Annotated in this window: 15 protein-coding genes and 1 pseudogene; 9 read left to right on the plus strand and 7 right to left on the minus strand. The window is 50.1% G+C overall.

Annotation, left to right across the window (positions count from 1 at the left end):
• Positions 1 to 142 precede the first annotated feature (142 nt).
• The 6 genes from FGL10_RS02075 to sucD all read left to right on the plus strand — a co-directional run bounded on the left by FGL10_RS02075 (position 143) and on the right by sucD (position 8,496).
• On the plus strand, positions 143 to 2,971 hold the full coding sequence (locus FGL10_RS02075; RefSeq protein WP_036469937.1) for a 2-oxoglutarate dehydrogenase E1 component: 2,829 nt from the start codon (positions 143 to 145) through the stop codon (positions 2,969 to 2,971).
• A 99-nt stretch (positions 2,972 to 3,070) separates the two neighbouring features.
• The gene (gene odhB / locus FGL10_RS02080; protein WP_002219391.1) at positions 3,071 to 4,252 is read left to right on the plus strand and encodes a 2-oxoglutarate dehydrogenase complex dihydrolipoyllysine-residue succinyltransferase; all 1,182 of its coding nucleotides are present in this window, start codon (positions 3,071 to 3,073) and stop codon (positions 4,250 to 4,252) included.
• Positions 4,253 to 4,511: 259 nt separating this feature from the next.
• The gene (gene lpdA / locus FGL10_RS02090; protein WP_003709818.1) at positions 4,512 to 5,945 is read left to right on the plus strand and encodes a dihydrolipoyl dehydrogenase; all 1,434 of its coding nucleotides are present in this window, start codon (positions 4,512 to 4,514) and stop codon (positions 5,943 to 5,945) included.
• Positions 5,946 to 6,069: 124 nt separating this feature from the next.
• Entirely contained in the window at positions 6,070 to 6,360 is a 291-nt protein-coding gene (locus tag FGL10_RS02095; protein ID WP_003709820.1) for a hypothetical protein, read from the plus strand.
• Between the two features lie 68 nt (positions 6,361 to 6,428).
• Positions 6,429 to 7,595 carry an ADP-forming succinate--CoA ligase subunit beta gene (sucC, locus tag FGL10_RS02100; protein WP_002258177.1) on the plus strand — a complete coding sequence of 389 codons (1,167 nt, stop codon included), beginning with the start codon at positions 6,429 to 6,431 and terminating at the stop codon, positions 7,593 to 7,595.
• Between the two features lie 10 nt (positions 7,596 to 7,605).
• Complete coding sequence (gene sucD, locus FGL10_RS02105; RefSeq protein ID WP_002222615.1) at positions 7,606 to 8,496, plus strand: succinate--CoA ligase subunit alpha; 891 nt, start codon at positions 7,606 to 7,608, stop codon at positions 8,494 to 8,496.
• Positions 8,497 to 8,834: 338 nt separating this feature from the next.
• Here sucD and FGL10_RS12260 read toward each other — a convergent pair whose 3' ends face one another.
• From FGL10_RS12260 to uvrA, 4 genes are all read right to left on the minus strand, one after another.
• Positions 8,835 to 9,149 (minus strand): REP-associated tyrosine transposase, encoded by a 315-nt coding sequence (locus tag FGL10_RS12260; protein ID WP_003709825.1) that lies wholly within the window; start codon positions 9,147 to 9,149, stop codon positions 8,835 to 8,837.
• Positions 9,150 to 9,410: 261 nt separating this feature from the next.
• The gene (locus tag FGL10_RS02120) at positions 9,411 to 10,049 is read right to left on the minus strand and encodes a HEPN domain-containing protein (protein WP_003709827.1); all 639 of its coding nucleotides are present in this window, start codon (positions 10,047 to 10,049) and stop codon (positions 9,411 to 9,413) included.
• Complete coding sequence (locus FGL10_RS02125) at positions 10,042 to 11,073, minus strand: ParA family protein (RefSeq protein WP_003709829.1); 1,032 nt, start codon at positions 11,071 to 11,073, stop codon at positions 10,042 to 10,044. The genes FGL10_RS02120 and FGL10_RS02125 overlap by 8 nt, the downstream gene beginning before the upstream one ends.
• A gap of 38 nt (positions 11,074 to 11,111) precedes the next feature.
• Positions 11,112 to 13,958, minus strand: coding sequence for an excinuclease ABC subunit UvrA (gene uvrA / locus FGL10_RS02130; protein WP_036469941.1), 2,847 nt, complete (start codon positions 13,956 to 13,958; stop codon positions 11,112 to 11,114).
• A 154-nt stretch (positions 13,959 to 14,112) separates the two neighbouring features.
• Here uvrA and FGL10_RS02135 point away from each other — a divergent pair, with 154 nt between their 5' ends.
• Positions 14,113 to 14,892 (plus strand): phosphatidylserine decarboxylase, encoded by a 780-nt coding sequence (locus FGL10_RS02135; RefSeq protein ID WP_003709839.1) that lies wholly within the window; start codon positions 14,113 to 14,115, stop codon positions 14,890 to 14,892.
• Positions 14,893 to 14,968: 76 nt separating this feature from the next.
• Here the strand turns inward: FGL10_RS02135 and FGL10_RS02140 are convergent.
• From FGL10_RS02140 to znuD, 3 genes and pseudogenes are all read right to left on the minus strand, one after another.
• Positions 14,969 to 15,243 (minus strand): annotated as a pseudogene (locus FGL10_RS02140) (transposase); the annotation flags it as partial.
• Positions 15,244 to 15,335: 92 nt separating this feature from the next.
• Entirely contained in the window at positions 15,336 to 15,791 is a 456-nt protein-coding gene (gene yecR / locus FGL10_RS02150) for a YecR family lipoprotein (protein WP_003709841.1), read from the minus strand.
• A gap of 255 nt (positions 15,792 to 16,046) precedes the next feature.
• Complete coding sequence (gene znuD / locus FGL10_RS02155; RefSeq protein ID WP_036469946.1) at positions 16,047 to 18,323, minus strand: TonB-dependent zinc receptor ZnuD; 2,277 nt, start codon at positions 18,321 to 18,323, stop codon at positions 16,047 to 16,049.
• 420 nt (positions 18,324 to 18,743) lie between these two features.
• On the opposite strand from znuD, the gene FGL10_RS02160 reads away from it, so the two are divergent.
• Positions 18,744 to 19,334, plus strand: coding sequence for an aminodeoxychorismate/anthranilate synthase component II (locus FGL10_RS02160; RefSeq protein WP_003709848.1), 591 nt, complete (start codon positions 18,744 to 18,746; stop codon positions 19,332 to 19,334).
• 64 nt (positions 19,335 to 19,398) lie between these two features.
• Complete coding sequence (gene trpD / locus FGL10_RS02165) at positions 19,399 to 20,427, plus strand: anthranilate phosphoribosyltransferase (RefSeq protein ID WP_003709849.1); 1,029 nt, start codon at positions 19,399 to 19,401, stop codon at positions 20,425 to 20,427.
• Positions 20,428 to 20,466 lie beyond the last annotated feature (39 nt).

Below are 20,466 nucleotides of genomic sequence, written 5' to 3' on the forward strand. Positions count from 1 at the left end.
TGATTGTAGTCGGATGAAATCAATACAGGCAATCCGGTTTAAAATAGGGTAGAATAAAATGTCTTTTCAGACGGCATCAGTTCAGCCGTCAGGACGCGGACTTCTACCCTTTGTTTATATTTTAAAGAAAAGAGCGCACGCCATGATGGACGAAAAACTCAATTTCTCTTACCTGTTCGGTTCGAACGCACCTTACATTGAGGAATTGTACGAGGCTTTTTTGGAAAACCCCGATGCGGTGGATGAAAAATGGAAGCAGTATTTCACCGATTTGAGCAAACAGCCGGGGACGGTTGCTGTCGATGTCGCACACACACCGATTCGCGAATCATTTGTTTCTTTGGCGAAAAAGAAAATCGCATCTGCCGTTGCGGGCAGTGCGGATGAGGCAATGCTGAAAAAGCAAGTCAGCGTTTTACGGCTGATTTCTGCTTATCGTATACAAGGCGTGGGCGCAGCCAAACTTGATCCGCTCAAGCGTATCCCGCCGCGCGACATTGAAGCCCTCGATCCGAAATTCCATGGTCTGTCTGATACCGATATGGCGCTCCAATTCAATATGGGCGAGGGCGATTTTGCCAATCGGGGCAAACTGCCTTTATCCCAAATCATCAGCAACCTCAAACAAACCTACTGCGGCCACATCGCATTGGAATATATCTATATTCCCAATACCGAAGAGCGTCGTTGGGTACGCAATTATTTTGAAAGTGTATTGTCCACACCGCACTACAATGCCGATCAAAAACGCCGTATCTTGAAAGAAATGACTGCTGCCGAAACTTTGGAACGCTACCTGCATACCAAATATGTCGGCCAAAAACGCTTTGGTGTAGAAGGCGGCGAAAGCGCGATTGCCGGTTTGAACTACCTGATTCAAAACGCCGGTAAGGACGGCGTGGAAGAAGTCATCATCGGTATGGCGCACCGAGGCCGTCTGAATGTTTTAGTTAACATTTTGGGCAAAAAACCCGGCGATTTGTTCGCTGAGTTTGAAGGCCGTGCCGAAATCAAACTGCCCAGCGGCGACGTGAAATACCATATGGGCTTCAGCTCCGATATTGCCACGCCGCACGGCCCGATGCACGTTTCTTTGGCGTTCAACCCGTCACACTTGGAAATCGTCAATCCGGTAGTGGAAGGTTCTGCACGCGCCAAGCAAAAACGTTTGGGCGAAAACGGCCGCGATAAAGTCTTGCCCGTATTGATTCACGGCGACTCCGCATTTATCGGTTTGGGTGTCAACCAAGCGACATTCAACCTGTCTAAAACGCGCGGTTATACCACCGGCGGTACGGTTCACATCGTCATCAACAACCAAATCGGCTTTACCACTTCCGATATCCGCGATACCCGTTCAACCGTACACTGTACCGATATCGCGAAAATGGTTTCCGCCCCGGTTATCCACGTCAACGGCGATGATCCCGAACGCGTTTGCTTTGCCATCCAAGCCGCTTTGGATTACCGCAAAAAATTCCATAAAGACATCGTGATCGACGTTGTCTGCTACCGTAAATGGGGTCACAACGAGGGCGACGATCCTACCTTGACACAACCGATGATGTATAAAAAAGTATCGCAACATCCGGGTGCGCGTGCTTTGTACACCGAGCAACTGATTGCCGAAGGCGTGGTAACCCAAGCCGAGGCTGACGGTTACATCCAAGCCTACCGTGATGCTTTGGACAAAGGCGAACACGTCGAGCAAACAACTTTGAGCAATTTCCAACGCACACAAATCGATTGGAGCAAATATCAAGGTAAAGATTGGCGCGAACACATCGAAACCGGTTTGCCTGCCGCAGACATTGAGCGTCTTACCCAAAAATTTACCGCCGTGCCGGAAGGCTTTGCCCTGCATCCGACTGCAAAACGCGTGATTGAAGCGCGTAAAGCCATGGCATCCGGCAAACAGCCTATCGACTGGGGTATGGCGGAAACCCTCGCATATGCCAGCCTTGTAACCAAAGGTCACGGCGTGCGTATTTCCGGCGAGGACTCGGGACGCGGCACGTTCTCGCACCGTCATGCCGTATTGCACGATCAAAAACGCGAAAAATGGGACGACGGTACTTATGTTCCTCTGCGCCATATGGGCGAAGGAATGGGCGAATTCCTCGTTATCGACTCCATTTTGAACGAAGAGGCCGTGATGGCGTTCGAGTACGGCTTTGCCTGCTCCGCACCTGACAAGCTGACCATTTGGGAAGCTCAATTCGGTGACTTCGCCAACGGCGCGCAAGTGACGATTGACCAATTCCTGTCTTCGGGCGAAACCAAGTGGGGTCGTTTGTGCGGCCTGACCACCATCCTGCCGCACGGTTACGACGGTCAAGGCCCCGAGCACTCTTCTGCACGCGTAGAACGTTGGTTGCAACTGTGTTCTGAGAACAATATGCAAGTCATTATGCCGTCTGAAGCGTCGCAAATGTTCCACCTCTTGCAACGTCAAGTCTTGGGTTCATACCGCAAACCGCTGGTGATTTTCATGTCCAAACGCCTGTTGCGCTTCAAAGGTGCAATGAGCCCGCTGGAAAACTTCACCGAAGGTTCGACCTTCCGTCCGGTTATCGGCGATACAGCCGAACGTGCAAGCAACGACAGCGTGAAACGCGTGGTATTGTGTGCCGGTCAGGTTTACTATGACTTGGAAGCCGGCCGTGCCGAGCGTAAACTGGAAGATGATGTTGCCATCGTCCGCGTTGAGCAGCTGTATCCGTTCCCATACGACGAGGTTAAAGCCGAACTGGCGAAATATCCGAACGCAAAATCTGTGGTTTGGGCGCAAGAAGAGCCGAAAAACCAAGGCGCGTTCTACCAAATCCGCCACCGCATCGAAGATGTCATCAGCGAAGGGCAAAAACTGTCTTATGCCGGTCGTCCAAGCAGCGCATCGCCTGCAGTGGGCTACTCAAGCAAACACATTGCCCAATTGAAACAATTGGTTGAAGACGCTTTGGCGTTGTAAGCCAAGCAGCATTCCATCTGAGGCTGCTCAGGCGGAATGCCCATATGCAGAATGAAAAACACACAACAGGCCGTCTGAAAGGGCCATTGGAGACACAAAATGATTATTGATGTAAAAGTACCTATGCTGTCTGAAAGCGTATCTGAAGGCACGCTCTTGGAATGGAAGAAAAAAGTTGGCGAAGCAGTTGCCCGTGACGAAATCCTGATCGATATCGAAACGGACAAAGTGGTTTTGGAAGTACCTTCTCCACAAGCCGGCGTATTGGTTGAAATCGTAGCGCAAGACGGTGAAACCGTTGTTGCCGACCAAGTTTTGGCACGCATCGATACAGCTGCTACTGCCGCTGCCGAAGCACCCGTAGCCGCTCCTGCCGAGGCCGCCCCGGCTGCCGCTCCTGCTGCTGCACAAAACAACGCCGCTATGCCTGCCGCCGCCAAACTGGCTGCCGAGACCGGTGTTGACGTGAACGCATTGCAAGGTTCCGGCCGTGACGGTCGCGTATTGAAAGAAGACGTACAAAATGCCGCTGCCAAACCTGCCGCAGCCGCTGCTCCTGCCGTTGCACTTCCTGCCGGCGCACGTCCTGAAGAACGCGTACCGATGAGCCGCCTGCGTGCCCGTGTTGCAGAACGCCTCTTGGCTTCTCAACAAGAAAACGCCATTCTGACTACATTCAACGAAGTCAACATGAAACCGATCATGGACTTGCGTGCGAAGTACAAAGAAAAATTCGAGAAAGAACACGGCGTGAAACTGGGCTTTATGTCCTTCTTCGTTAAAGCCGCTGTTGCCGCCCTGAAAAAATACCCGGTTGTGAATGCTTCTGTTGACGGCAAAGACATCGTGTACCACGGCTACTTCGATATCGGTATCGCAATTGGCAGCCCACGCGGTTTGGTTGTACCAATTCTGCGCGATGCCGACCAAATGAGCATTGCCGACATCGAACAAGCAATTGTTGATTACGCGAAAAAAGCCAAAGACGGCAAAATCGCTATCGAAGATCTGACCGGCGGTACATTCAGTATTACCAACGGCGGTACTTTCGGTTCTATGATGTCTACCCCGATCATCAACCCGCCTCAATCTGCGATTTTGGGTATGCACGCCACTAAAGAGCGCGCTGTGGTTGAAAACGGCCAAGTTGTTGTCCGTCCAATGATGTATCTGGCTCTGTCTTACGACCACCGTATCATCGACGGACGCGAAGCTGTATTGACCTTGGTAGCCATTAAAGACGCGTTGGAAGACCCGGCTCGCCTGTTGTTGGATCTGTAATCGTTTCAGACGGTCTTTTATTTGTTAATGAAAAGGTCGTCTGAATTTTTATTTAGATGTAGCGTAATGTAGTATCGTGCTACAATAGGCTCAACAAACGATTGAGGCCGTCTGAAACATTTGATTCGAATGAATCGGTAGGTATGGACTTTCAGACGGTCTTTTCTTAAAACCATCAAAACGCAGTCATTCAAAATAAAAAAGAAACAAAAAGTATCGTTTTTATTTTGAGATACTGCCAAAAGTAAAGGATGACACGATGTCTCAATATGATGTAGTAGTGATTGGTGCAGGCCCGGGCGGATACGTTGCCGCCATCCGTGCCGCGCAACTGGGTTTCAAAACCGCTTGCGTCGATGCAGGCGTTAACAAAGCAGGCAATGCTCCTGCATTGGGCGGTACTTGCTTGAACGTAGGTTGTATCCCTTCCAAAGCCCTGTTGCAATCCAGCGAACATTTCCACGCTGCGCAACACGAGTTTGCCGAACACGGTATCACTGTCGGCGACGTAAAATTCGATGCGGCCAAAATGATTGAGCGCAAAGATGCCATCGTGACCAAGCTGACCGGCGGCGTGAAATTCCTGTTCCAAAAAAACAAAGTAACCAGCCTGTTCGGTACGGCTTCCTTTGCCGGTAAAAATGGCGATGCTTACCAAATCGAAGTCGATAACAAAGGCGAGAAAACCGTTATCGAAGCCAAACACGTCATCGTAGCCACCGGTTCCGTACCGCGTCCGCTGCCGCAAGTCGCTATCGACAACGTGAACATATTGGATAACGAAGGCGCATTGAACCTGACCGAAGTGCCTGCCAAGCTCGGCGTGATCGGTTCCGGTGTGATTGGTTTGGAAATGGGTTCCGTATGGAACCGCGTGGGTTCAGAAGTTACCATTCTTGAAGCTGCGCCGACCTTCCTGGCTGCCGCCGACCAACAAATCGCCAAAGAAGCCTTCAAATACTTCACCAAAGAGCAAGGCCTGAGCATTGAATTGGGCGTGAAAATCGGCGACATCAAATCTGAAGGCAAAGGTGTTTCCGTTGCCTACGAAACTGCTGCCGGCGAAGCCAAAACCGAAGTATTCGACAAACTGATCGTTGCCATCGGCCGTATTCCAAACACCAAAGGTCTGAACGCCGAAGCCGTAGGCTTGGAAAAAGACGAGCGCGGCTTTATCAAAGTAGATGGCGAATGCCGTACTAACCTGCCTAACGTATGGGCAATTGGCGACGTGGTTCGCGGCCCGATGTTGGCACACAAAGCCAGCGACGAAGGCGTTACCGTTGCCGAGCGCATTGCCGGTCAAAAACCGCATATCGACTTCAACAACGTACCGTTTGTTATTTACACCGACCCTGAAATCGCTTGGGTGGGTAAAACCGAAGAACAGCTCAAAGCCGAAGGTGTGGAGTACAAAAAAGGTACTTCAGGTTTCGGTGCAAACGGTCGCGCATTGGCAATGGGCAAAGCCAAAGGTACGGTTAAAGTGTTGGCAGACGCCAAAACCGACCGCATCTTGGGCGTACACATGATTGGTCCGGTTGTCAGCGAATTGGTTACCGAAGGCGTGACTGCGCTCGAATTCTTCGCCAGCAGCGAAGACATCGCCCGCATTATCCATGCCCACCCAACCTTGTCCGAAGTGGTTCACGAAGCTGCATTGGCGGCCGACAAACGCGCTTTGCACGGTTGATAGACATTAAGGTCGTCTGAAACTTTTCAGACGGCCTTAAGGCCTCCGACAAATTGAATGTTCCGAGAGCTTCGTTTTCTGATTTATAATTCCGTCAGGCAAACAAACAGCATTTACATTCATTATGAACAAAGAAATAGTCGGTATTTTCTTTATACCGGCGGGCATCATCAGTATGTGTATGGCCGCATTGTGGCAGATGTATGTGATGATGACCGAAACTTATACGCTCAACCGTTTCAAAGATAAAGAATTGGTTTGGCGCGTGGCATTGTTGTTTATCAGTTTCAGCCTTGCCGTTTACCTACTCTGTCCGAATTCGCGTAAAAAAGGCATCGTCTTTTTTATTCTCGGAGTCGGCGGTGCAGTTATGTATTTGTTGGCGCGGATGTGGCTGCCTTTCAGTAAACAATAGTGCCGTCTGAAAATATAGGATTGTCCGCAGGGCGATTCCTAAGACCCACTCACCTTAAGGAGAAATCCATGAATCTACACGAGTATCAGGCTAAAGAACTGCTGGCTGGCTACGGTTTGCCCGTACAAGGCGGTATTTTGGCACACAATGGCGAAGAAGCCGCTGCAGCTTATGATAAATTGGGCGGCAAATTCGCTGTTGTCAAAGCACAAGTACACGCCGGCGGGCGCGGTAAAGCGGGCGGCGTAAAAGTCGTCAAAAGCCGCGAAGAAGCCAAAGAAGTGGCTGAAAGCCTGATTGGCACCAACTTGGTAACTTACCAAACCGATGCCAACGGCCAACCTGTCAACAGCGTTTTGGTTTGCGAAGACATGTATCCGGTTCAAACCGAGCTGTACTTGGGCGCAGTGGTTGACCGTTCTACCCGCCGCGTTACATTCATGGCTTCTACCGAAGGCGGCGTGGAAATCGAAAAAGTTGCTGCCGAAACTCCAGAAAAAATCTTCAAAGTAACCGTTGATCCGCTGGTCGGCCTGCAACCTTGCCAAGCTCGCGAAGTTGCCTTCCAACTGGGCTTGAAAGACAAACAAATCAACGAGTTCGTCAAACTGATGACCGGTGCGTACAAAGCGTTTGTCGAAAATGACTTCGCCTTGTTTGAAGTAAACCCACTGGCAGTTCGCGAAAACGGCGCGCTCGCCTGCGTGGACGGCAAAATCGGCATCGACAGCAACGCGCTTTACCGTCTGCCAAAAATCGCCGAATTGCGCGACAAATCCCAAGAAAACGAACGTGAGCTGAAAGCCTCCGAATTCGACCTGAACTACGTTGCTTTGGAAGGCAACATCGGCTGTATGGTGAACGGCGCAGGTTTGGCGATGGCCACTATGGACATCATCAAACTGAAAGGCGGCCAACCTGCCAATTTCTTGGACGTTGGTGGCGGCGCAACCAAAGACCGCGTGGTTGAAGCGTTCAAACTGATTTTGGAAGACAAATCCGTTAAAGGCGTATTGATCAACATTTTCGGCGGTATCGTACGTTGCGACATGATTGCGGAAGCCATCGTGGCAGCCGTTAAAGAAATCAATGTCAACGTTCCTGTCGTTGTTCGTTTGGAAGGTAACAACGCCGAACTCGGCGCGAAAATCCTGAACGAATCAGGTCTGAAACTGACTTCTGCAGACGGCCTGAATGACGCAGCCGAAAAAATTGTTGCAGCCGTAAACGCCTAAGGAGAAAAGAATGAGCGTATTGATTAATAAAGACACCAAAGTATTGGTTCAAGGTTTCACCGGTAAAAACGGTACTTTCCACTCCGAACAAGCTCTGGCTTACGGCACTAAAGTTGTCGGCGGCGTTACCCCGGGCAAAGGCGGTCAAACCCACCTGAACCTGCCCGTGTTCAACACCATGAAAGAAGCGGTTAAAGAAACCGGTGCGGATGCATCTGTAATTTATGTTCCCGCTCCGTTTGTTTTGGATTCTATCGTTGAAGCGGTTGATTCCGGCGTAGGCTTGGTCGTTGTGATTACCGAAGGCGTGCCGACTCTGGACATGCTTAAAGCCAAACGTTATTTGGAAACCAACGGCAACGGTACCCGCTTGGTCGGCCCTAACTGCCCGGGCGTGATTACTCCGGGCGAGTGCAAAATCGGCATTATGCCGGGCCACATCCACACTCCGGGCCGCATCGGCATCATTTCCCGTTCCGGTACATTGACTTACGAAGCCGTGGCACAAACCACCAAACTGGGCTTGGGCCAATCAACCTGTATCGGTATCGGCGGCGACCCGATTCCCGGTATGAATCAAATCGACGCACTGAAACTCTTCCAAGAAGACCCGGATACCGACGCCATCATCATGATCGGTGAAATCGGCGGTACTGCGGAAGAAGAAGCGGCCGAATACATCCAATCCAACGTAAGCAAACCTGTTGTCGGCTATATCGCCGGTGTTACCGCTCCTAAAGGCAAACGCATGGGTCACGCCGGTGCGATTATCTCCGGCGGCAAAGGTACTGCCGAAGAAAAATTCGCCGCTTTCGAAAAAGCCGGTATCGCCTACACCCGCAGCCCTGCCGAATTGGGCACTACCATGCTGGAAGTGTTGAAAGCAAAAGGTTTGGCATAATCAGGTTTGACAACTGATTGAACATCAAATGCCGTCTGAAACTGGAAATCGGGTTTCAGACGGCATTTTTTTGTTGTTTCAAAAAAGAGGCAGCCTCAACATACCCACATTATAGTGGATTAAATTTAAACCAGTACAGCGTTGCCTCGCCTTGCCGTACTATCTGTACTGTCTGCGGCTTCGTCGCCTTGTCCTGATTTTTGTTAATCCACTATATTTTTGCCTTTTGAGGCAGTCAGAATATTTATCGGTCAAACAGGAGCAAACCCGTAAGTCAGGTTGCACATATCTTTTTTGAAGTCAGGGAATGATAAGTATCGCATTTGAAAAGACTGATATTATTTTTTGCAGGATTCTGTTTTAGCACGCGACATTTTTTGTTTGATAGGATTGGAATGGATGTAGTCCGCGCAATGCTGCAAATCCGTTTCGTCGCGCACGGTGTGTTCGTAAAAACGCCGTTGCCAAATACCGCGTTCGTTCCGCCGCTGTTTGCCGGCGGATAAGTTTTTAGTATGAGGGGAATATGCGGAGAATTTGGTTTTAATCAGCCGCCGGAGTAGGGAATAATCCGTATCGTCGGGCGGCAGCGTCCAAATGGCGCGATTTTGGGGCGGCGAGTTTGACGGTGAAAAAGAATGTGCCGCCGGCAATGAAGTTTCTGCGATAACGCGCCATAGGATTTTTGTTTATAGTTCGTGTGTTGAAGAAGGAATAGTTTGTTGTTTAAGTTTTTAACTTTGTTGAAGCTGATGTTTTCAGACGGCATTGGAGGTCGTCTGAAAGCGCTAGCTTTAACGAAGTTAAATGTTGAAACGGCAAACCATTAATCAAGCAACCGCGTGCGTGCGTACCACACACACCCTACACGTTGGTTAATTCACAGGTAGCAAGCGGTCGGTTGGGTATGCAGGCTACGGCTTGCTTTTATGAGCAGATAAAAAGCAATTATTAAAAATAACGTTAGCTAAATTTTCTAAAAAATCTACACTATCATCAGCTGAGATGTCATCTAAATTTTGTTTCTCATTAGTAGTAGGCTCCAAATCTGACTCATGAACAATTGCATTTCTTCTAGTTATGATTAATTTTAACCGACTTCTAGCTTGTTCATCATTAGGATATCCTAATTCTGAAGCAAATTTTTGCCACTTTTGTTTTTCGTCCCATATAAAACTTAATCCATCAGCTAGTTTTTTAGGATCCTGATAAGATATTGTTTTTAGTTTAGCATAAATTGATGTCTCAAACTCCATTGCTGCAGGAATTAGCTCTTGATTATATATTTTTGTTAAAACTGAAATTGGAATAAGTTCATTTGAATATTTATTTGTGTGATTTCTATTTCCGAGAAACATTTCTATTATCCCTACCTTTATAATATCATGCATAAATTTATCAAAAGCACTTACTGCAAATACAATTTTCATTCTGTTTATATTTTCATATGTTTCATTATCATGTAATCCATTGGTTTTAAGATGATTTATTAATTGACCAAATGAACGTATACGAGCTATTTCAGTATCAAATATTCGTTTTGCATTATTCATCAGAAGTCATTTCCATGATTAGGTCAGAAGTATCAGTAAATATATTATTTAACTGATTCGATTTATTCTTTAATCCTTCCAGTATTGGTCCCGTCTCTCTAATATCATCAGGAGTTAGAGCAAATACGGGGACTCCTGCATCGAATGCTTTAGGTAATAAGCCGCCGAAATCTGGTGTCTCAGCTAAACAATAACTATTTGAAATTAAATTTCTAGAATATTTTTTATTATCTAATAGCATATCAGCTTTTTTTAATTTAGGGACTAACAGATTTCTAGTTGTAGTTTTTATTTCATCAATATTTTCTCGATATGGTTTTGCTGCCTTACCATTTCGAACATTAAACCTCTGAGTAAGAATTCCAATAAATTTTGGCAAGCCTTCTCTTAATTTATAGGCTGATTCAGAAAATGACTCAAATGAAGAATTTTTCCAATTTCCCCATCTAGGGAGAATATTAGATAGTGTTTCAAGAGCCATTATAGAAAATGGATCTGGATTTGTTGGTATTATAAAATAATCAGAATTTAAAAATAGATTTTGATTAATTGCACTTAATCCTGGGTTTAGGTCTATTAATGTATAATCAATATTGTACTCTGTCTCGCATTGTTCAATTAATGTACTGAAAGCACCAGGCAAATTTTGCAAAGTAGCAAGTGCATTATTAGCAGTTTGAGCAAATGTTAAGGATGCGTCATACTCTGATAGATTCGCATGTCCAGCTAATAAAAATAATGAACTATTTCTTCTTGCAGTTGGGCAAACTACTTTGGATATAAGTGTGGGGCTGCCAGAAAATGCTGGACTAACACCATCTTTAATATTTTGTGTTTTGGTATCTTCAAGTGTGTAATATTCTTCAAACTTATCCTTTAATATCAGAGATGTCAGGTTACATTGAGGATCACCATCTATAATTAACACTCTAGATTTTTCTGCTAATTTCCATCCGATATTATAGACTGTGGTTGTTTTGCTCACGCCGCCCTTATGATTGAAAAAAACAATACGTTTAGACATTTTAAACACATCCTTTTAAATGAACTGTTCCAGTTTAATTATACTATATCATTCAAATATTTGCCGGTATAACTCCCCTTAACCTTCGCCACCTGTTCAGGGCTACCTGAAGCAATAATCCTCCCCCCGCCGTCGCCGCCTTCCGGCCCCAAATCCACAATCCAATCCGCAGTTTTAATCACGTCCAGATTATGCTCGATAATCACAATCGAGTTGCCTTTGCCTTTCAGACGGCCTATCACTTCCAGCAGCAGGGCAATATCGGCGAAGTGCAGGCCGGTGGTGGGTTCGTCCAATATGTATAAAGTCCGCCCCGTGTCGCGTTTGGAGAGTTCGAGGGCGAGTTTGACGCGCTGGGCTTCGCCGCCGGAGAGGGTGGTGGCGGACTGGCCGAGGCGGATGTAGCCGAGGCCTACGTCCATCAGGGTTTGCAGTTTGCGCGATACGGTGGGGACGGCGTCGAAGAATTCGCGGGCTTCTTCGACGGTCATGTCGAGGACTTGGCTGATGTTTTTTCCTTTGTATTGGATTTCGAGCGTTTCGCGGTTGTAGCGTTTGCCGTGGCAGACTTCGCAGGGGACGTACACGTCGGGCAGGAAGTGCATTTCGACTTTAATCACGCCGTCTCCTTGGCAGGCTTCGCAGCGGCCGCCTTTGACGTTGAAGGAGAATCTGCCGACGTTGTAGCCGCGTTCGCGCGAGAGGGGTACGCCGGCGAAGAGTTCGCGGATGGGGGTAAACAGGCCGGTGTAGGTGGCGGGGTTGGAGCGCGGGGTGCGGCCGATGGGGGATTGGTCGACGTTGATGACTTTGTCGAGGTGTTCGAGACCGCGGATGTCGTCGTATGGGGCGGGTTCTTCTTGGGCGCGGTTGAGTTCGCGGGCGGTGATTTTGGCGAGGGTGTCGTTAATCAGGGTGGATTTGCCGCTGCCGGATACGCCGGTGATGCAGGTAATCAAACCGAGCGGCAGCTCAAGGGTTACGTTTTTAAGGTTGTTGCCGCGCGCGCCTTTGAGGACGAGCATTCGGCCGGGATTGACGGGCGTGCGTTCAGACGGCACGGCAATGGATTTTTTGCCGCTGAGGTATTGTCCGGTAACGGAGTTTTCGCATTTGGCGACGTTTTCGGGCGTGTCGGCAATCAATACGTTGCCGCCGTGTTCGCCCGCGCCGGGGCCCATATCGACGACGAAATCGGCTTCGCGGATGGCGTCTTCGTCGTGTTCGACCACAATCACGCTGTTGCCCAAATCGCGCAGGCGTTTGAGGGTGGCGAGCAGGCGGTCGTTGTCGCGCTGGTGCAGGCCGATGGAGGGCTCGTCCAAAACGTACATCACGCCGGTCAGGCCGCTGCCGATTTGGCTGGCGAGGCGGATGCGCTGGGCTTCGCCGCCGGAGAGGGTTTCGGCGGAGCGGCTCAAGTTCAGGTAATCCAGCCCGACGTTAATCAGGAAGCCGAGCCGCTCGGTGATTTCTTTGAGGATTTTTTCGGCGATTTGTTTTTTGTTGCCGTCCAAATCCAGCGTTTCGAAAAATTGGTGGGTTTTGGTCAGCGGCCAAGCGGAGACTTCGTGTAAAGGTTCGCCGCTGACGTAAACGTAGCGCGCTTCTTTGCGCAAACGTGCACCGCCGCAGCTCGGGCAGGCGCGGTGGTTTTGGTATTCGCGCAGTTTTTCGCGCACGGTTTCGCTGTCGGTTTCGCGGTAGCGGCGTTCGAGATTGGGAATGATGCCTTCGAAGGCGTGGCTGCGGTTGAAGGTGGTGCCGCGTTCGGACAGGTAAGTAAAATCAATGACTTCCTTGCCCGAGCCGTGCAACACGACTTTTTTCACTTTTGCAGGTAGCGTTTCCCAAGCAGCCTGCACATCGAAACCGTAATGCCGCGCTAGCGACTGAATCATTTGGAAATAGAATTGGTTGCGCTTATCCCAGCCGTCAATCGCGCCTGCGGCTAAGGATAATTCGGGATGCGCGACCACTTTTTCGGGGTCGAAGAAATTGGTGTTGCCCAAGCCGTCGCAAGTCGGGCAGGAGCCCATCGGGTTGTTGAACGAAAAGAGGCGCGGCTCTAATTCGGGCAGGCTGTATGAGCATACGGGACAGGCGAAACGCGCGGAAAACCAATGCTCTTCGCCGCTGTCCATCTCCATCGCCAGCGCGCGCTCGTTGCCGTGGCGCAGCGCGGTTTCAAAACTTTCCGCCAGCCGCTGCTTGATGTCCGCCTTCACTTTCACGCGGTCGATAACCACGTCGATATTGTGCTTGATGTTTTTTTCCAGCTTCGGCACTTCGTCCAATTGATAGACTTCGCCGTCCACGCGCACACGGGCAAAGCCTTGCGCCTGCAAGTCGGCAAAGAAGTCGACAAACTCGCCTTTACGCTCGCGCACCGCCGGCGCCAGAATCATCACGCGCGTGTCTTCCGGCAGCTTCAATACGGCATCGACCATCTGCGATACGGTTTGGCTCGACAGCGGCAGATTGTGTTCGGGGCAATACGGCGTACCGACGCGGGCGTACAAAAGGCGCAGATAATCGTGGATTTCCGTTACCGTGCCGACGGTGGAACGCGGGTTGTGGCTGGTGGATTTCTGCTCGATGGAAATCGCGGGCGACAGGCCTTCGATCAAATCGACATCGGGTTTGTCCATCATCTGCAAAAACTGCCGCGCATAGGCGGACAGGCTCTCGACATAACGCCGCTGCCCTTCAGCATACAGCGTGTCAAACGCCAGCGACGATTTGCCGCTGCCCGACAATCCTGTTATGACCACGAGTTTGTGGCGCGGAATGTCCAAATCGACGTTTTTCAAATTATGCGTGCGCGCGCCGCGTATGCGGATGGTGTCGTTGTCGTGCGAATGTTGGGGATGATGGTTGCACATAATGGATGCCGCCTGAAAAATAAAGGAAAACCGATATTGTAGCACTTTCTCGGATGCCGTCTGAAGCCGCGTTCAGACGGCATTTGTCGGCGGAACGCGGCGGATTCCGTTATAATGGCGGCAATTTTAACCCGCTTGAATAAAAGGATGACAAATGAACCGTCTTTACCCCCACCCGATTATCGCCCGTGAGGGCTGGCCGATTATCGGCGGCGGTTTGGCTTTGAGCCTGCTGGTGTCGATGTGTTGCGGCTGGTGGTCTTTGCCGTTTTGGGTGTTTACCGTATTTGCCCTACAGTTTTTCCGCGACCCTGCGCGTGAGATTCCGCAAAATCCTGAAGCGGTGTTGAGTCCGGTTGACGGCCGTATCGTGGTGGTTGAGCGCGCACGCGATCCGTATCGTGATGTCGATGCTTTGAAAATCAGTATTTTTATGAACGTGTTCAACGTGCATTCGCAAAAATCGCCTGCCGATTGTACGGTAACGAAAGTGGTCTATAACAAAGGCAAATTCGTGAATGCGGATTTGGACAAAGCCAGCACGGAAAACGAACGTAATGCGGTGTTGGCGACTACGGCTTCCGGTCGTGAAATTACTTTTGTTCAAGTGGCCGGTTTGGTGGCGCGCCGTATTTTGTGCTACACCCAAGCAGGTGCGAAACTGTCTCGCGGCGAACGCTATGGCTTTATCCGTTTTGGCTCGCGCGTGGATATGTATCTGCCTGTCGATGCGCAGGCGCAAGTGGCGATTGGCGATAAAGTCACCGGCGTCAGCACTGTATTGGCGCGTTTGCCACTGACTGATCCTCAAGCCGAGCCTGTTTCACAAGCTGCTTCGGTTGAAACAGCGGCAAGCCAATCTACCGAACAACAGCAAATCGAAGCAGCGGCGGCTAAAATTCAAGCGGCTGTGCGTGATGTGTTGAAAGATTAATTGCCGGTTTTAAAATTGGTTTAAAGTAAGAAAAAGGTTTTCAGACTGCCGTCTGAAAACCTTTTTTGTTTGCCTAAAAACGGCAAAACAGGTTGAAGTCGATGCAGGTGATGAGGCTGTGTTCGAGTTTGGGATCGGAGAGGCTGTGCCATTGTCCGAGCAGGACGGCTTTGAACATGGACAACAGGGGATAGGCGGGACGGCTGCGGTGGTCTCGGAGGTAACGGGTTCTTTGACGATTCAGGTACTGTTCGATCGGCTGCCAATCACCTGGTCCAACTTCAATAGTGGGAAGCGGTCGATATGTTTGGCAATCATGGCTTGGGCGGTTTGCCGGAAGAAGGTGCTCATGGAAAATCCCCTAAATGTCTTGGTGGGATTTTAGGGGATTTTGGGGAATTTTACAAAGGTCTCAGGCAGCCTGAAATGGGTTTTCAGGTTGCCTATTTGGTTTGTTTCGTTTTAACTTGCGGTACGTTGGTGGGACTTAATTCAATCGTGATGTTGTTTTGAATGGGCTGCTGTTGCATTGGCGTGTATTGCACTGGTGTGTGTTGCACTTTATCGCTGACATGGTTGGTACATTGATAGCGTTTTTCAAATCGCCAAATCAGACACGGCACTTTGGCATTGGCGCGTGCGGGAGTTGCCACGCAGCTTCGTGTTGAACCGCCAAACGCCTCGGCACTGTTGTAACCCCAAACTCGGCAACGAGTTTTCGCCACCTCGTTATCTTGTCCTATGCGGGGTATTAAGCGGGAGCGGAAATTTTGCTCATAAGCCAAAGTAACCGTACCATCAGCGTGGCTGCCATCAATTGCCTGCCATTCGGGCAGTCGCACGGAACGCACACCGCATCCAGTTAAAAAACATACTACAATCAACAAATAAGGTTTCAATTTTATTCCTTCTGAATTTATAAACGAAAAAATAACAAAGCAGCTTATTTATTAATTATAGTAAAAAAAAAAAAAATACGTCAAGATTAATTCATATCGGACGGCTTAAAACATGGCTTTTTGTTTGGGGCCGACGTAGATTAGCAGCAGTAGGTCGGATTCTCGAATCCGACATTTTGATTTCAAGGGAACTTTTGGTGTCGGATACAAGTATCCGACCTACGGGTGTTTTTCAGGCTGCCTGCGTTTCCGATTTTAAAACTTCACGTTCACGCCGCCGGTAAAGCTGCGGCCCATTTGCGGCGTATCAGAGAGGAAGCTGCTGTGGGCGTAAACGGATTGGTTGAGCAGGTTGTCGGCTTTGACGTACCAATTCCACTCGCCATAGCGCGTATTGCGGCGGTAGTTTGCGCCGAGGTTGAGCATATGGTGTCCGGGCGTACGCGTTTCGTAGCGGGCGAGTTTGTTTTGGGTGAACACGCGGTAGTAGTCCAAGTTGGCATCGATGCGGTCGGTCAGCGAGGCTTTCAGGTGGAAGCCGAGACGCGCAGCCGGAACGCGGGGAGCGTTTTGGTTATCCTGTGCGATGAAAGGACGGTTGCCGTAAGCATCTTCCCTGCCGGGCAGGGAAGGCAGGTTTTTCAGACGGCCTCGTACATAGTCGCCGGAAACGCCGATGCGGTAGCGCGGTGTCGGTTTGAAGTAGATTTCGCCTTCTGCGCCGTAGAAGTCCGCACCGGATTGGTTGTAGCGCACGAGCTTCATTTCGCTGTCGTCTTCGATGGATTTGGGGCCGCGTCCGTCGTTTAAGGTTTGGGCGTAAATGTAGTTGCCGAAGCGGTTGCGGTAGAGTGCCAGATTGTATTGCCAGCGGTCGCCTTCGTAGCCCAGCGCGAGTTCGATGTTGTTGGAACGCTCTTTGTTGAGGTGTTTGTTGCCGACTTCAAAAGTGTTGGTGGCAACGTGTTTGCCGTGTGCGTACAGTTCTTGCGTTGACGGCAGGCGTTCCTGATGGGAGGCGGTCAGGCTGAGTTTGTGTTGTGGCGTGAAATACCAGTTGCCCGAAAGTGCGAATGAGCGGGCGGTTTGGCGGTGCGCGCCGAGGTCGGGCAGGGGATGGTTGTAGTAGTTTTCCCGATCAATCAATGCTTTGTCGTAGCGGATGGAGGCTTTTTGTTTTTCCACGCGTACGCCGCCTTCAAGCGTGAAGTTGTCCCAGTTTGCCTGTTCTACACCGAAAAAGCTGTAATGTTGCACTTTATTGTCAAGCAGCATCGGTTGTTTGACCGCTTCGGATGTGGCAGATAAAGCACTGGATTTTTGTCCCAAATATTGCACGCCCCAGCTGCCTTTCAGACGGCCTATGGGTTGGTGGCGCAATTCGATGCGGGCGTTTTGCGTTTGGTTGTTGAAGAAGTTTTCGACCGCATCGCCTGCTTTTTCGTCGTGGCGGTAGTCGTTGCGGTTCAGGTGTACGCGCAGGGCTTCAAAACCGGGGAACGGTTGCTTCCATTCGGCGCGGAGTTCGTAGCGTTTGTTGTGTAAATCTATCCACGGTCTGCCGCTGTGGGTGTGTGCGTGTGCATCATCGTCGTCGTGGAAGCCGCAGCTCAAACCCGGATTGTCGTAATCGATGTCTTCTTCGGTCAACAGGTGCGGATAAAGCTGCAAATAGCGTTTGTTAATCAAACTTTTCTGCCAGATGATGTCGGCGTGGCAATCATCGTATTCGTGGCTGTGGGCAGGCAGGCCGTATTGGTCTCGGCGGTCGCTGTATGCTGCGCCGATAAAGCCTTTTTCGCCCACCCAAGACAGCCCGATGCTGCCTGTTTGCGAATCGGCGCGGCTGTCGGGCAGTCGTTTCAGATTGCGGTAACGCGGTACGGCGTAGTCGCCCGATTTGCGGTACAAGCCTTCCGTATGCAGCACGAAGTTTTTGCCCAAACCGATATTGATGCCGCCGGACGTGAGTTTTTCTAAATTGCCGCTGCTCAAACGCAATCCGGCTTCGCCCGATACGCCGTTTTCAGGCATTTTTTCGGGGATTTTGCCATCGGCAACATCGACCAGCCCCGCCACATTGCCCGAGCTGTACAAGAGCGTAATCGGCCCGCGCAAAATTTCAACTTGTTGCGACAAGGCGGTATCTACCATAATGGCGTGATCGGGAGAAAAATCCGCCATATCGCCTGTTTCGCCGTGATGGTTCAACACTTTAATCCGTCTGCCTGTTTGACCGCGAATAACGGGAGCAGACGCGCCGCCGCCGTATTGCGAAGCGTGGACGCCCGGCACGCCGTCCAAAGCGTCGCCCAAGTTGACGGCTTTTTGGCGCAAGGTATCGCCGGAGATGATTTTGTCGGAGGCGGTCGAAGTGTGCAGCAGCCCCGAAGTGGCGCGCGGACGGCTTTTGCCGACGACGCTGACCGTTTCCAAGCCCACCGATTGCTCAGTTTCATGCGCTTGGGCGAGGAGGGGTGTGTTGATTAAAAGAATTGATAAAACAATGGGTTTGAGTGTAGTTTGTGCCATTTTGGCTTCTCGTCGCATTTCAAAAGTCTGTTATTATATAACATTACATTCATTATATCATAAGATTTTGAGAATACTCAGAGGGCATAGGCAAAAGTTTTTCAAATGACACGGTTGCGGCATTGGGCGGTGTTCATTTGTATCCGCCGTCATTCGGGGGCGCGGTTGATGTTGACGCAGATTCCGCTATGTTTGCCCATTATGTTCGGCTGCGGGATAACCAAAATTTATGAGTGCATAAAAACGGTACGTTCCCGAATGGTCGAAAAGGTGGCAAAATGGCGTACTTGTCAGAACGCGAGGCTCTGCGCCAGATTCACGAGGGCGCATCGGGCACGCTAAGATATAAGGGGTATGGATGTGGGTATCGGAAATACAGTTAATAATAAACAAATTATAAATCAATAGGTTAATCACAAAATGCTTTTGTTTATCGACAATTACGACAGTTTTACTTACAACATCGTCCAGTATTTCGCTGAATTGGGGCAGGAAGTCGCCGTGCGCCGCAACGATGATATTACGTTGGAGGAAATCGAGGCATTGAATCCGCAATATCTCGTTATCGGGCCCGGTCCGTGTTCGCCCAAAGAAGCGGGGATTTCCGTGGCGGCGATGCGCCATTTTGCCAGCCGGCTGCCGATTATGGGCGTGTGCCTCGGGCATCAGACGATAGGCGAGGCGTTCGGCGGCAGGATAGTCCGCGCCAAAACGCTGATGCACGGTAAGGTGTCGCCCGTGTCCCATTCGGGCAAGGGTATGTTTAGGGGGTTGCCCAATCCGGTTACCTGTACGCGTTATCACAGCCTCGTTATCGAACGCGGCACGTTGCCGGATTGCTTGGAAATCACGGCTTGGACGGAAGACGGCGAGATTATGGGTGTGCGCCATAAGGAATATGCCGTCGAGGGCGTGCAGTTTCACCCCGAAGCCCTCTTGACCGAACACGGACATGATATGTTGAACAATTTTTTAATCGAATTTCAAAACTTCAAACCGCAAAAAATCTGACGCGATGCCGTCTGAAGCCCTTCAGACGGCATTTTCGTCCGAATATTGAACGGAGGACAAAAAAATGATTACACCGCAACAGGCCATCGAACGATTAATCAGCAATAACGAGTTGTTTTACGATGAAATGACCGACTTGATGCGTCAGATTATGAGTGGACAGGTTCCGCCGGAGCAGATAGCGGCCATTTTGACAGGATTGCGTATCAAGGTTGAAACCGTTTCCGAGATCACCGCCGCCGCCGCCGTGATGCGCGAGTTTGCGACAAAAGTGCCGCTGGAGGATGCGGACGGGCTGGTCGATATCGTCGGTACGGGCGGGGATGGTGCGAAAACCTTCAATATTTCGACAACTTCGATGTTTGTTGCCGCAGCGGCAGGCGCGAAGGTTGCCAAACACGGAGGCCGGTCGGTCTCTTCCTCCAGCGGTGCGGCTGACGTGATGGAGCAAATGGGCGCAAACCTCAACCTGACTCCCGAACAGATTGCCCAAAGTATCAGCCAGACCGGTATAGGGTTTATGTTCGCGCCCAATCACCACAGCGCTATGCGCTATGTCGCCCCGGTGCGCCGTTCGCTCGGTTTCCGAAGTATTTTCAATATATTGGGTCCATTGACCAATCCTGCGGGCGCGCCAAACCAACTTTTGGGCGTGTTCCACACCGATTTGTGCGGTATTCTTTCCAGAGTATTGCAACAACTTGGTTCCAAACACGTTTTAGTTGTTTGCGGGGAGGGCGGTTTGGATGAAATTACACTGACGGGCAAAACGCGCGTTGCCGAACTCAAAGACGGAAAAATCAGCGAATACGACATCCGCCCCGAAGATTTCAGTATCAAAACCCGCCGCAATTTGGATGAAATCAAAGTTGCCGATACTCAGGAATCTTTGTTGAAAATGAACGAGGTGCTGGAAGGAAGAGAAGGGGCGGCACGCGATATCGTATTGCTCAACACCGCCGCCGCCCTGTATGCCGGAAATATCGCTGCTTCGCTTTCAGACGGCATATCTGCCGCACGGGAAGCGATTGATTCAGGTAGGGCCAAATCGAAAAAAGAGGAGTTTGTCGGTTTTACACGGCAATTTGCCTAAGCAGGCAGAATGAATATAAAGCAACAAATGCCGTCTGAA

Origin of the sequence: Neisseria lactamica (assembly GCF_901482445.1) — a bacterium.
GTDB lineage: Bacteria > Pseudomonadota > Gammaproteobacteria > Burkholderiales > Neisseriaceae > Neisseria > Neisseria lactamica.